General features: G+C 38.5%; 11 protein-coding genes. 6 read left to right on the forward strand and 5 right to left on the reverse strand.

Annotation, left to right across the window (positions count from 1 at the left end; all coding sequences use genetic code 11):
* Nucleotides 1-554: 554 nt before the first annotated feature.
* The gene (gene acsF, locus QNJ50_RS02320; RefSeq protein WP_300631590.1) at nt 555-1,631 is read right to left on the reverse strand and encodes a magnesium-protoporphyrin IX monomethyl ester (oxidative) cyclase; all 1,077 of its coding nucleotides are present in this window, start codon (nt 1,629-1,631) and stop codon (nt 555-557) included.
* Between the two features lie 847 nt (nt 1,632-2,478).
* Here acsF and QNJ50_RS02325 point away from each other — a divergent pair.
* Nucleotides 2,479-3,012, forward strand: coding sequence for a TM2 domain-containing protein (locus tag QNJ50_RS02325; RefSeq protein ID WP_300631592.1), 534 nt, complete (start codon nt 2,479-2,481; stop codon nt 3,010-3,012).
* 5 nt (nt 3,013-3,017) lie between these two features.
* Here QNJ50_RS02325 and QNJ50_RS02330 read toward each other — a convergent pair whose 3' ends face one another.
* Entirely contained in the window at nt 3,018-3,548 is a 531-nt protein-coding gene (locus QNJ50_RS02330) for a DUF2996 domain-containing protein (protein WP_300631594.1), read from the reverse strand.
* 45 nt (nt 3,549-3,593) lie between these two features.
* Entirely contained in the window at nt 3,594-3,743 is a 150-nt protein-coding gene (locus tag QNJ50_RS02335; protein ID WP_300631596.1) for a hypothetical protein, read from the reverse strand.
* Between the two features lie 121 nt (nt 3,744-3,864).
* Here QNJ50_RS02335 and QNJ50_RS02340 point away from each other — a divergent pair, with 121 nt between their 5' ends.
* The 3 genes from QNJ50_RS02340 to QNJ50_RS02350 all read left to right on the forward strand — a co-directional run bounded on the left by QNJ50_RS02340 (nt 3,865) and on the right by QNJ50_RS02350 (nt 8,047).
* A complete protein-coding gene (locus QNJ50_RS02340) occupies nt 3,865-6,090 on the forward strand; it encodes an S-layer homology domain-containing protein (protein ID WP_300631598.1) in 2,226 nt (741 codons plus the stop codon).
* A gap of 552 nt (nt 6,091-6,642) precedes the next feature.
* The gene (locus QNJ50_RS02345) at nt 6,643-7,284 is read left to right on the forward strand and encodes a hypothetical protein (protein ID WP_300631600.1); all 642 of its coding nucleotides are present in this window, start codon (nt 6,643-6,645) and stop codon (nt 7,282-7,284) included.
* A 10-nt stretch (nt 7,285-7,294) separates the two neighbouring features.
* The gene (locus QNJ50_RS02350) at nt 7,295-8,047 is read left to right on the forward strand and encodes a pentapeptide repeat-containing protein (RefSeq protein WP_300631710.1); all 753 of its coding nucleotides are present in this window, start codon (nt 7,295-7,297) and stop codon (nt 8,045-8,047) included.
* Here QNJ50_RS02350 and QNJ50_RS02355 read toward each other — a convergent pair.
* Together QNJ50_RS02355 and QNJ50_RS02360 are read right to left on the reverse strand one after the other, a co-directional pair.
* Nucleotides 8,044-8,250, reverse strand: coding sequence for a hypothetical protein (locus tag QNJ50_RS02355; protein WP_300631602.1), 207 nt, complete (start codon nt 8,248-8,250; stop codon nt 8,044-8,046). The two genes, QNJ50_RS02350 and QNJ50_RS02355, sit on opposite strands and share 4 nt — an antisense overlap.
* Nucleotides 8,251-8,297: 47 nt before the next feature.
* On the reverse strand, nt 8,298-9,140 hold the full coding sequence (locus QNJ50_RS02360; protein ID WP_300631604.1) for a prohibitin family protein: 843 nt from the start codon (nt 9,138-9,140) through the stop codon (nt 8,298-8,300).
* Between the two features lie 326 nt (nt 9,141-9,466).
* Here QNJ50_RS02360 and QNJ50_RS02365 point away from each other — a divergent pair, with 326 nt between their 5' ends.
* Both QNJ50_RS02365 and QNJ50_RS02370 read left to right on the forward strand, forming a co-directional pair.
* A complete protein-coding gene (locus QNJ50_RS02365; protein ID WP_300631606.1) occupies nt 9,467-9,667 on the forward strand; it encodes a hypothetical protein in 201 nt (66 codons plus the stop codon).
* Nucleotides 9,668-10,406: 739 nt separating this feature from the next.
* Nucleotides 10,407-12,905: a glycogen/starch/alpha-glucan phosphorylase gene (locus tag QNJ50_RS02370; protein ID WP_300631608.1), complete on the forward strand. Its 2,499-nt coding sequence runs from the start codon at nt 10,407-10,409 to the stop codon at nt 12,903-12,905.
* The last annotated feature ends 27 nt before the right edge of the window (nt 12,906-12,932 follow it).

Here is a 12,932-nt window from a genome sequence, read left to right on the forward strand (position 1 = left end):
CAAGTCACAATTAAGACTTAGGAATGTGGATTAAATAAAGTACAAAAGTAGGGTGCTGTTAGCATCGCGTAACGCACCATTCCAAATTTCAAAATTACAGGTTATTAAATTCTCATTCCTAAGTTTAGAGATTTTGAATTCAGAAGAATCTTGTTTACAGGATCTTACTTATCAAATATTAATAGGGACACGCTATAGCTCGCTACTTTGTGGATCCGCTAATGACTTTTGACTTTTTACTTGCGCGTAGCGCCATACTTTCGTTTTAACAATTTGATTTTAACAAATTCAGGACTTACGCGAGTGTCACAATTGGTGGGTGGTTGGTGCGTGACGCTACAAGTCTCATTTTTAAGTTCAAATATTTTCGCAGCGTCACACACCCTACAGGAAAAATATGCCAGTTGCGTAAGTCCTAAAATTAAATTTTTGTTGGAAGAAACAGAAAACGAGAAATAGGATAATAAAAAAGTAAAGACGCGACATGTCGCGTCTCTACATATTGGTCAAACTATTATTTTGACTGAATTCTGAAGTTGCTTGAAGGAATGCGTTTAACGTACGCTACCTTCATAAGCCTTAGCATCCAAAGGCTTCATGAAATACAATTTCAAGAATTGTACGCCATTGGAAACATAAAGAGGTAATTTTTGGAATAATTGCAGGAATTTTGGAGTCCCAGAATTAACAATAGCTCTGAGCTTGTCGTTGTTATTGACACAAGTATCTAAGAATTGATAGAATTTGGGGTTTTTAACATCTAACATTACGGGGAAGACTCGTCCGGCGGTTTCGTTGGTCTTCTCAATTACGTGGATGTCATATTCCCGCGCATCCAACCCAATAGCAGCGTAAAAGTCTTTACGTTGGATGTCATTGAGATACATGGTCGCAAAAACTGATAAGAGGAAAAAGCGACACCATAGACGCGCTTTCCAATCATTAAGCATTTGCGGTTGAGATTTCATGATCGCATCGAAGAAATCTCCATGACGGTTTTCATCCTGACACCAGTTTTCAAAGAAACGGAAAATTGGATAAATCCGATCTTCTGGATGTGCTTCTAAATGACGATAAATAGTTATATAACGCCAGTAACCAATCTTCTCTGAAAGATAAGTGGCGTAAAAGATGAATTTTGGCTTAAAGAAAGTGTATTTGCGACTCTTAGTTAAAAATCCCAAGTCTAATGACAGATTAAAATCTGACATTGCTTTGTTGAGGAAACCTGCGTGACGAGCTTCATCTCGGGACATCAAGTTGAAGCACTCCGCTAATACCGGGCTTTTACCTTTTAAGCGACGACCGAGTTCTTTGTAGAGCAAGAAACCGGAAAATTCAGCCGTACAGGAGCGTTCTAGAAATTCTACGAACAATTGGCGAGTTTCCCCATCGATATGCTCCCAAGACTGCTCGAATTCGGCGTCCCGAACAAAGTGATGGCGGTTATAGTCAGCACGAAATTCTTCCAAGATGGCTCTCAATTCGTCTTCATTGACGGAGATGTCCATCTTTTCCATCTCATCAAAGTCGGTGGTGTAAAACCGGGGAGTTAATAAAGTTTCCTTTGCCGGGATTTTTACCCCGGGGCGCATTTCTTCAAAGCTTGGTTTTTTTAGGGAATCTACCATATTGCGATCGCTTCTGTTCCTTTTGTTTTATGCGGATGCCCCTCAAAGCTAAAGAATATGCTTTCGCAGGGTCTAAAAATTAAGTAATAAACAATAGTCTACCAACCCTAAGGACTAGAACCGATAATTTAAACGTTAAGAGTTGCAACAATTACAGAAATATTAATCGTGCAAATTTACGCAAAATTTCTGGAATTTGCCGTTTGCGATTGGTAGTTAATCCGGTATGACCGGAATAGTTTAACTTTAAACGACCAAATTAGAAGTCAATGAATTAGAATTCGATATTTAACTTAAGAGAAGAAATTATTTGGGGCTATATCTCCTACTAAACAAGCTTTCTGGGTTTTAGGCTTGGAGAAAAAGCACTGTGGAGTATTCAGAATCTAAAATAATTATCCGTACCAACTTTGATTTCAACTCACCAACGTGAAACAAATAATTATTTGGAATTATTTTCCCATAACTATTTTGAAATCCGGGTCTCCAAATGTCAGCGATAGGAAATTTCTATAACTAATCTATATATCAGTCAATTTCTTTAACTAGAACAAAGTGCAGAAATCAACACCGATGAAGTTTAACTAACAGTGCCAACCCCAGATTGAAACAATTACAATTGAATATATCTCTAATATTTTTAGTGACTTTTAAATATCAACCATTCTTGGATATTTCTGTACGCTTTCCCACTTTATATTTACTAGGTCTGAATCGCACTGTTGATCACCAGACAAATTAACATCTATCGTCATTTTTAAAGTCCGCTAATTTAAAGTTCGCTAAAAAGTCCCCCGACCGAAAAATTATTTTAATAAATCAACTAAATGAAGAGGTTGAAATTCAGATGAAGGCAAAAAGTGACGTTAATTACAGCAAAAAAACTCAATCGCGTCAAGAGCGCTTGCTGGCATCCTATATATTAACTGCCGCACACTTTTTTGGTTTGAGTGGTTTACACCGTTTATACAACGGTAAGATAGGCACTGGCTTATTATGGCTATGTACTTGGGGTATTCTTGGTATCGGGCAGTTTGTAGACTTGTTTTTAATCCCCGATATGGTTGATGAAGCTGAAGCCAGACTTAAACTTAAAGCAGGGGTTTCTTCCTTTGGGATTCCTTTAGATGTTCCAGTAACCACATCTCAAGTTTACCAATCTGCCAAGAAAGAAGAAACAAAGCCACTAAATTTGAGATTATTGAAAGCTGCGGAAAAAAATGGCGGTAAGATATCCGTAACTAAGGGCGTTTTGGAAACAGAAGCTACCTTTGAAGAAGTTGAAAGCACCTTAAAAGAAATGATGAAGTCGGGTTATGTCAGCATAGATAACGACCCACATAACGGAGCCGTTATCTACCATTTTCATGAATTGAGTTAGTTGAGTTAGTTTATTCCCAACCACTTTTGACCATTTAAACGCTGCATCAACCCAAATACCATTAGATCCAGGGTGATTTTACGTTCATCAATCAAAAAAGATTCCATAGTACTTGGTTTTTTACCTTCATTACAGGAGAACCCTTTTTTACCCTTAATATCTTCATCAGGGAAATATAAGTTGAACTGACGTTGACCACCATACCAACGACCTTCAACTTGCCAGCATTCTCCAGCACTTTCAAAACCAATAATGGGAACTTTTTGTTTCGCAAAAGATAACTGTAAATCTTCTACCCCCTTACCAGTCATCGCTTTTTCTACGGCTGGAACATAAATGTTTTCCATAAACTCCGCAAATGGCTTATCTTCCAGCGCTGGGGGCTTTTCTTTTTTAGGTTTTTTGGCTGCAGCAGGAGGTTTATCGCTTTTAGCTGCTGCAGGTTTGGCTGCTGCGGGTTTTGCTTCAGCAGGCTTAGATTTGGAAGCTTCCGCATCTGAAGAAGCAGGTTTGTTTTGCTTGTTTTCTTCTGCCATTAGTTGAGTTAATCCTTTATCTCACTAAGATAGCAATTCTCCGGTTTAGAAGAAGCTACCTTTGAGTTTATCGATCATTCCCATTTTGGCATAGGGGAAAGATTGAGTAATGAGTAAGAAGTAAGGAGTCAGAAGTAAGAAGTAAGGAGTCGTAGAGACGCGACATGTCGCGTCTCTACAGGAGTCAGGAATCATGCATTATTACCAATTACCAATTACCCAATTGCTTACGCAACGCTACGCTAACACCAATTCGCGATAGCATAAAAAAATAGTTATCAAACCAATAAAATATACAAAATTATTGGGAGGGGTCATGGTATCTTCCACTAGTTTTCCAGATATTCAAAACCATTGGGCGCGTCCATTTATTGAGGCTTTAGCGCAACGAGGAATTGTAAATGGTTATCCTGATGGTAAATTTCGCCCCGACAACTCAGTAACCAGGGCTGAGTTTGCTGCTATTGTAACTACAGCTTTTTCCCAAATTCCTCGCAGACGCGAATATGTACCTTTTGTTGATGTTCCTACGAATCATTGGGCATTTTTGGCGATCCAAAAGTCTTATGAAACTGGTTTCATTAGCGGATTCCCCAATCGTCAATTTCGCCCTTCGACTCGAATTACACGGGTAAATGCTCTCATATCTATTATTAGTGGTCTAGGATTAACTAATACTGTTGATGCCGATTTAGAAAGCAAATTACCGCAAATTTATCGGGATTACGAACAAATTCCAGATTATGCCAAGGTAGGGATAGCAATTTCTACTAAGGCGAAATTAGTTGCGAGTTATCCTGATACTAAATTACTTCATCCGACTGTAGTCGCCACTCGTGCAGATATTACTGCATTTGTTTATCAAGCTTTGGTTCATTTAGGAGAAGCAAGTGAAATTGATTCTAAATATTTAGTATCAGTAACAACTTCTCCCCAAACAATTTCTCCAACAACAACCCCAATCCCAAATAACAATACCGATCGTGAATATGACATTATCTGTTTTGGTGATGAGGTTCCTGGTGTTTTAAGTTTGGTGTGTGCGGGGCGAGAATACTATCGTCGCACGGGTAAATACCCCCGCAGTTTATTGCTATTTAAAGGAAATTCTCAACTTGGAATTGGTGGTCATTTAATCCGGGGAGCTTTATCTTACCTGGATCGTTCTGCTGTTCCTCCTTCTATTCGTTCCCAATATGGTTTGGATACTTTCGGTGATTCACCGGCGATCTATCAAGAATTTCTCAGACGCTCCGGGGTTTATCAAATAGCTTTAGATCCTGAAGATGGGAACACTGCTTTGCGTCAAATGTTGCAAGAGGTCAAAGCCCATATTCTTGACAATATCGAAATCGAATCAGTAATTAAAATAGATGACGGTCGAATAACTGGGATTAAGTTAAACAATGGTGAAACTTACACTGCAACACAGTTTATTGATAGTACGGTCAACGCTGAATTAGCTCAGTTTGCTGGGGTGAGAAAACTTAAAGGTTTTGAGACTTTTGGTTTACCAAATTCAGAATTATCAGTAACTTTAACTTTTCAAACGAAGGGTTTAAGTGTAGCTAGAATTAAGGACGTTGAAAATCAATACCTAAAACGTTTCACTAATCTTTCAGACACCCAAGCCCAAAGCTGGATCAATGTTGCTGCTGGTAATAACTCTGAATTTGCTGATAGCCTCAGAAATAGCCTGACTGATGGAAATGGCAAGTTAAAAACCATGTATGCTGGTAAAGATTATATTGATGTTCGTTCCAGAGCTTTATCGATCGCATACCATGGTTTCCGGGGAACTACATTATCTTTAGAAACCAGTGGAAGTATTCTTGATAATGGCAATGTGGCAATTTTAAATCCCAGTACTCTGTCTTGGAATGCTTTACTATTTGATGTTGATGCTGACCAAGCCGAAAACTTAGCCAAACAAAAAGCCATACCTACACCCAAGATGCAGCAGGAGATGTCTTTTGTTGGTCAGTGGTTTAAGAGTCTAGGTGCAGTAGAAGCGATCCCATCTCACGAATTATACATTCGTCATGCGGGTAATATTACTGGAGTTGTCAGACCTCTCACAGGAGCAGATATGCTTTCTGGTGGAGTATCTGAGGAAGAAGCTTTAGGCTCTTTTAGCTATCATTTCGATATTCGTGGAGGTATAAAAGGTTTAGGTGATCGGGCATTTGAGAAAGGATTTGAAACAGAAGCTCTTTTACATCCCCAAAAACCACTATTTAATTTTGGGATCCAACACGCTTTAGTAAAAAATGTACCTAACCTTGCAGTTGTCAGCCCTGCTTCTGGATTTGAAGGTTATGCTTCCTCCACTGGAAGAATTGTTGAATTTAACTGCGGTGTGGGACAAGGGATTGGTATTGCTTGCGCGATCGCACTATCTAAGAAAAATAAACTTGCAGATATTTCCAACCGTGAGGTGCGAGAAGTTTTACTTCAAACCCAACGTTTACCAAAAATATATGGCGTGAATTACCTTGCACAAGCGCAGCAGTTGGGTATTTTTGAAAATCAAATGGCGTGATGAGAGTGAGTAATGAGTGATGAGTAATGAGTAATGAGTAATGAGTGATGAGTGATGAGTAATGAGTAATGAGTAATGAGTAATGAGTAATGAGTAATGAGTATTGAGTAGCAATTAATAAGTTAGAAGTGAGTCAGACTTGCATTTTAACGACGTATTATGGGGTTTAGAGATCAATACAGTTTAGAATCGGCTAAATCTCAAGATTGAAGTAGGTTGGGTTGACGGAGGTTAGCAAAGCGTGTCCGTAGGACATAACCCAACAATAATCAGGTTTTGTTGGGTTCGCTGTCGCTTAACCCAACCTACAAAAATGCTTAACTGAAACGTATTGGTTTAGAGATAGCAGCAATTATCAGTTGCAATTACTAAATCACCCAATTGCTTACGCCAAGCGCTAAGACTCACTACGAATTATCTATCACCCACTACTCATCACTCATTACTTATTACTCATTACTTATTACTTCCTCTAGCTCCCAAATCAAAGGTATGATAGGTATTCAAGTAAACATAAGATGATCGGTCTTCATACTACGGAGAGAAACAACCTTGGGAGTAGAACTGCGGAGTTTCGTATACCTCGATAACTTGCAACCTCAACATGCAGCATATATGGGAACTGTAGCCCAAGGTTTTTTACCATTACCAGGAGATACGTCACTTTGGATTGAAATTTCTCCTGGAATTGAAATTAATCGAATTACAGATGTAGCCCTTAAATCAGCTTCTGTTCGTCCGGGAGCTTTGGTTGTGGAACGACTTTATGGTCTGTTGGAAGTACATTCAAGTTCCCAAGGAGAAACTAAAACAGCAGGTCAAGCTATTTTAGCGGCTTTGGGAGTTGATAAAAGTGACTCTCTCAAACCACAAGTTGTTTCCAGCCAAATTATTCGCAATATTGATGCTTATCAAACGCAGCTTATAAATAGAAATCGACGGGGGCAGATGCTACTTGCTGGGCAAACGCTGTACATACTAGAAGTTCAACCAGCCGCGTATGCTGCACTTGCTGCAAATGAAGCGGAAAAAGCAGCTGCAATTAATATTCTTTCAGTCCAACCTGTAGGAAGTTTTGGAAGATTGTACTTGGGTGGACAAGAACAAGACATTCTCGCTGGCGCGCAGGGAGCATTAGCAGCGATTGAAAATGTTGCTGGTAGAGGGACAAAATCCCTTGTGGGACAGGAGTAAAGGAGAAGAAATGGCTAATCGAGAGCATCTAGCTTTGCTTAACTTCGGCAAATTTAAATGGGTTGAATGGAGAAAAAACAATCCCCAAGTTGAGTTGGATTTTGTAAGTGCTAATCTTGCTCAAATTCAACTGATTGAAGAAAATCTCAGTGGAGTTAATTTTAGTTTGGCGGATTTGAGGGGCGCTAAGCTAATGCGGGCGAATCTTTCAGGAGCTAATTTGATTGGTGCTAATTTGAGTGAAGCTAATCTCAAAGGTGCTGCGATCGCAAATGCAAATCTGATTGGGACTGATTTGCAAGGGGCTAATTTGAAAGATACGGATTTTAATTCAGCAAAGTTGAGCCGAAGTAATCTTTGTTTTGCAAATCTGATGGAAGCTCATTTGAATAATGCTGACTTGAGTCAAGCAAATCTATATGAAACAGAAGCAATGGGATCTTATTTTTATGGTGCTAATTTTTCTAAAGCTAAGTTAAATAAAGCTCATTTATTAAGCGCATATCTATTTGGAGCAAATCTACAGGAAGCAGATCTGACCAAAGCTGATTTGAAATGGACTAACCTCAGGGGAGCAAGTTTCACAGGAGCAAATCTCCAAGAAACAAAGTTAACAGGGGCGAATATTAAAGGAGCAAACTTTGTGGGGGCTGAGAATTTATCTACGGAGCAAATTCAGTCCGCGCGAAATTGGGAAGATGCTCAATATGATGAGGATTTTCGGGAAAGTTTAGGTTTATATCAAGGAATTAGAACATGTTAGTTGACTAATTCTACTAAAGCTTCTGATTTAAATCTAATTACACCTGAATTTAAATGGCGATAATTATCGCCAAGAAATACTAATAGTGCAATGCTACTTGTGTCGCGATTAGAAATGCGTTTTACTGTACATACCTGTTTTTTATTTTTGAAGTAGACAATAATGCGATTGCCAGTCTTAATATTTAAAGCTTGAATTTTCATAATTATCGCTTAAAATTTACTTTAACTACTCTAAGTAGCTATTAAGGTTATCGCTGAACATCGCCAAGATTCAGTAGAAAAGGAACTGCTGTTTGGTCTTTTTCTCCCATTACTAACACTTTGGGCATTTGAGAACCACCTTCTCTCCAAGCTTGAATTGCCTCTTTTTGTAGCACTAATTGACCACCTTGGGCTTTTAAAGTTTCAGCTAACAACCTTTGAGCCTCTGCTTTACCTTTCGCACGGTTGACATCAGCCTGTGCTTCTTGCTCTGCTTGTTGAGCAACGTAAATAGCTCTTTTGGCTCTCTGCTCAGCGATTTGTTTTTCCTCCACTGCTTTAGCAAATTCTGGGGAAAAATCTAAATCTACAACACTGGTATCCAGGACAAAAATTCCATACTTTTCCAGCCTTTGACTTAAAGCATCATCAAAATCTCGCTTAAGTTCATTTCTTTTGGTAATAGCTTCTTCTACTGTTCTCCTCGCAGCAGCGATTTTAAAAGATTCCTGGGTTTGGGGAGCAATAATTTTAGAAACAATATTCGCCAAAGTCCCTTGGGTTCTGCGTATCTCTACAACTGACAAGGGATCGAGGCGAAAGTTAATCGCAAAACGAGCTGATAAATCCTGAAGGTCTTTAGTAGAGCTTTGTGCTGGGACTTCAAATTTTTGTACAGTCAAGTCGTAGACATCTACAACAGAAACCAAAGGCGGCTTAAAATGAATTCCCTCTAGCAAAACTCCATCTCTGGCTTTCCCTAAAATACTCATAACTCCCGCTTGACCGGGATTAAGAATAACAAAACTATTAAATCCAATCAAAAAGAGCAATACTACCAAGATGGCAGATGCTAAGAGCTTTCCACTGAAAGAAGATTGTTTGTTCAAGTTTTACTTTCCAAGATATGAATTAATAATAAGCGGAAATTTATATCAGTCAATATTTTTGTTAAAACTATTACCAATTTTTCTATTACCAATTTTTGAACGACCCGCTCACGACTCATATCCACAGGTCGATTTTCTGTGTTTAATAATCGGTAAGTCACAATAATAATCGGTAAGTCACAATTTGATAGAGATGGTATGCTTAGACTGATTTAAATTAAACTTGCAAAACCGTTTTAGCTTCATATGTGATTTTTGGAGTATTTCCAAAGTGTTGATAACTGGGTTTTGTACTAAGCAGGCAGCTAGAAAGCTGATTAAAAAATATGAGTGAAAGCATTTCATCTTTGGACAAGTACAAGAAAATTAAAGAGATTCGCCATATAATTAGCAATCAGGGAATTAACAATCCCCCAGAGGTAAGTCATATTGTGCAAAGGGTTTTACAAAAGATAGATTCTGGAGAGCAGTTAGAATCAGCAGCTTTAAAAGCAATTAGTTCTCATATTCGAGGTTGCTCTCGTTAGAAATAATCTCAGAGAATAATTTTAAAAATTTAAGCTGCGACGTGACTTCGAAAAGTTGAGGATATGTTGGGATGTATTACACCCAATGTCAAACTGTGGTTTTAATGTGAGATAAATAATCAAGTCATACTAAACTTAACTACAGGGGAGAATCCTTAACTCCACTCTTATCGCAGCTGTATTTTTTCGCGTACAAAGCTGGATATAATGACTGAAAATGATAAACTCGGAGGTAGTCTGCGAAGAATTCAGGTATCATGAAGACTGCCATGAAGAGATGGGTGAAGCAGAATTTTTTACAACTATTCCAAAGTTTTTAAGAGTAACAAGAGCAAAGCTTACAACTACATGAATAAGTTGCGAATAAGTAAATAAAAAATACATATAATCATGTATATATATCAATGTAGTTTAGTGAGTATTTTTTCTTCCAATTTAATCACATATCACCATTAGTTCGTGTAAATAATGTAGGCTTTCATGGCTTAATACGTAAGCTTTTGTGACGATATAAAATATCAGATTAAAAGCAGGTTAACGTGACATAAAATCCAGTAAGTATAACCAAAATTTACAATATAAATCAAATTTTTGTTAAAAGATAATTATCTATTGCCAGTAAAAACTACACTAGAACTGTGATAAATTCAGAACTGCCAAATAAATAAAAAATACAAAAGCTGACAAAGTTAGTTTTCTCAATTTTCTGACAGTCAAAAACTAAAACTAAAGCTGAGCTATGCAGACTGAAGAAACACAGGTAAAAATAGAAGTAGAAGACGATCGCACAGGCTTAAGTATTGAAACTCTCAAGCGTGCTTTTGCTGATAATTTATTTTATATTCAAGGTAAGTTTCCCCAAATCGCCACCAAAAATGATTACTATATGGCACTTGCATATACGGTGCGCGATCGCTTAGTGCAACGCTGGCTCAATAGTGCGCAGACATACCTAAAAGAAGGTGATGATGTAAAGGTAGTTTGTTATCTGTCAGCCGAATTTCTGGTGGGACCGCACTTAAGCAATAATCTGATTAATCTCGGTATATACGATCTTGTGTGTCAAACCCTTGAGGAGTTTGGGTTAGACTTGGAGGAATTACAGGCTCAAGAAGAAGAACCAGGCTTAGGTAATGGAGGGTTGGGAAGACTGGCGGCTTGTTTCTTAGATTCCCTGTCAACATTGGAAATTCCTGCTGTTGGTTATGGTATACGCTACGAGTTTGGTATTTTTGACCAAGAGATTCGCGATGGCTGGCAGGTAGAAATTACCGATAAATGGCTGAGATTTGGTAACCCTTGGGAATTTGTCCGTCCAGAATATACAGTTGAAGTCAAATTTGGCGGACATACAAAATCTGAAACTGATGCTGGTGGAAACTATCGGGTGCGCTGGATTCCTGAAAGTACAGTTAAGGGTGTTCCCTATGATACTCCTATCCTCGGGTATCGGGTGAATACCGGTAATACATTGCGCCTTTGGAAAGCAGAAGCACCTGAATCCTTTGATTTTCAACGCTTTAATGTGGGGGATTACTATGGTGCAGTTGACGAAAAAATTGTTTCGGAGAACATTACCAAGGTTCTTTATCCTAACGATGAGCCAATCCAAGGTAAACAGTTGCGTTTAGCACAACAATACTTCTTTGTGTCCTGTGCCCTACAAGACTTAATTAGGATACATTTATTGGTGATACGACAAAGTCTGGAGACCTTTCACGAAAAGTTTGCCATACAGTTAAATGATACTCATCCTGCTATTGGTGTTGCAGAGTTTATGCGATTGCTAGTGGATGAACATGAGTTCAGTTGGGAAAAGGCTTGGGAAATTACCCAGAAGACTTTTAGCTATACTAACCATACCTTACTGCCAGAAGCTTTGGAAAAATGGTCTGTGGGTTTATTTGCCAGAATATTACCTCGACATCTGGAAATTATTTACGAAATTAATCACCGCTTTCTTCAGCAGGTACGGATGAAATTCCCCGGAGATACAGGTAAAGTTTCTCGTTTGTCCTTGATTGATGAAAGTGGTGAAAGATATATACGTATGGCGAATCTGGCTTGTGTCGGTAGTCATGCTATTAATGGGGTAGCCAAGCTACATAGCGAACTTTTAAAACAGACTACTTTACGAGATTTTTATGAACTCTATCCAGAAAAGTTTAGTAATAAGACTAATGGGGTGACTCCCCGTCGATGGATGGTTGTAAGTAATCCTGAGTTATCTAATTTTATTACGCAAAAGATTGGCGATCGCTGGATTACCCACCTGGAGGAACTAAGAAAACTAGAAGTTTTTGCGGATGATCGGGAATTCCAAACATTATGGAGAGAGATTAAACAAATCAAAAAGCAACAGCTCGCTGAAATTATTCTCCAACGCACGGGAGTTCGAGTCGATCCCACTTCCATATTTGATATTCAGGTGAAGCGGATCCATGAATATAAGCGACAACACTTAAATATTTTACACATTATTACTCTTTATCATCGCCTGAAACAAAATCCTCAGTTAGAGATTGCGCCACGGACATTTATCTTTGGTGGTAAAGCTGCACCAGGATACTTCATAGCCAAACTCATAATTAAGTTAATCAATTCCGTGGGAGAAGTCGTTAATCGCGATCCTGATGTACGCGATCGCCTAAAGGTGGTATTTTTACCAGATTACAATGTGACTAATAGTCAACCAGTATATCCAGCAGCGGATCTTTCCGAGCAAATATCTACAGCGGGGAAAGAAGCCTCCGGAACTGGAAATATGAAATTCTCTATGAATGGGGCGTTAACTATTGGTACCTTGGATGGGGCTAATATTGAAATTCGGGAAGAGGTGGGAGAAGAAAATTTCTTTCTGTTTGGACTAACAGCACAAGAAGTACTAGATCTCAAGAGTCAAGGATATCATCCTTGGGATTACTATCAAAATAACCAACAATTACGGGAAGTTATTAATTTAATTAGTTCTGGACATTTTTCTGAGGAAGACGAAAATCTCTTTAAACCGCTGATTGATTCATTACTCCATGATGATCCCTATATGTTAATGGCAGATTATCAATCTTATATTGATTGTCAAGATCGTGTGAGTCAAATGTATCAAGATCGAGAACGCTGGACTCGAATGTCTATTTTGAACGTGGCTCGCATGGGTAAATTTTCCTCAGATCGAGCAATTCGGGAATATTGTCAAGATATCTGGCATGTCAAACCCGTTACTGTGGAATTAGAGTAATATACGCGTGTTCGAGCAAACATAACC

The sequence above is a fragment of the Mastigocoleus sp. MO_188.B34 genome, from assembly GCF_030065675.1.
Lineage (GTDB): Bacteria > Cyanobacteriota > Cyanobacteriia > Cyanobacteriales > Nostocaceae > Mastigocoleus.

What these genes read in the sequence shown, in the direction of transcription:
- acsF (WP_300631590.1), bottom strand. Translation starts at nt 1,631, where the DNA reads ATGGTAGATTCCCTAAAAAAACCAAGCTTTGAAGAAATGCGCCCCGGG.
- QNJ50_RS02325 (WP_300631592.1), top strand. Translation starts at nt 2,479, where the DNA reads ATGAAGGCAAAAAGTGACGTTAATTACAGCAAAAAAACTCAATCGCGT.
- QNJ50_RS02330 (WP_300631594.1), bottom strand. Translation starts at nt 3,548, where the DNA reads ATGGCAGAAGAAAACAAGCAAAACAAACCTGCTTCTTCAGATGCGGAA.
- QNJ50_RS02335 (WP_300631596.1), bottom strand. Translation starts at nt 3,743, where the DNA reads ATGATTCCTGACTCCTGTAGAGACGCGACATGTCGCGTCTCTACGACT.
- QNJ50_RS02340 (WP_300631598.1), top strand. Translation starts at nt 3,865, where the DNA reads ATGGTATCTTCCACTAGTTTTCCAGATATTCAAAACCATTGGGCGCGT.
- QNJ50_RS02350 (WP_300631710.1), top strand. Translation starts at nt 7,295, where the DNA reads ATGGCTAATCGAGAGCATCTAGCTTTGCTTAACTTCGGCAAATTTAAA.
- QNJ50_RS02355 (WP_300631602.1), bottom strand. Translation starts at nt 8,250, where the DNA reads ATGAAAATTCAAGCTTTAAATATTAAGACTGGCAATCGCATTATTGTC.
- QNJ50_RS02365 (WP_300631606.1), top strand. Translation starts at nt 9,467, where the DNA reads ATGAGTGAAAGCATTTCATCTTTGGACAAGTACAAGAAAATTAAAGAG.
- QNJ50_RS02370 (WP_300631608.1), top strand. Translation starts at nt 10,407, where the DNA reads ATGCAGACTGAAGAAACACAGGTAAAAATAGAAGTAGAAGACGATCGC.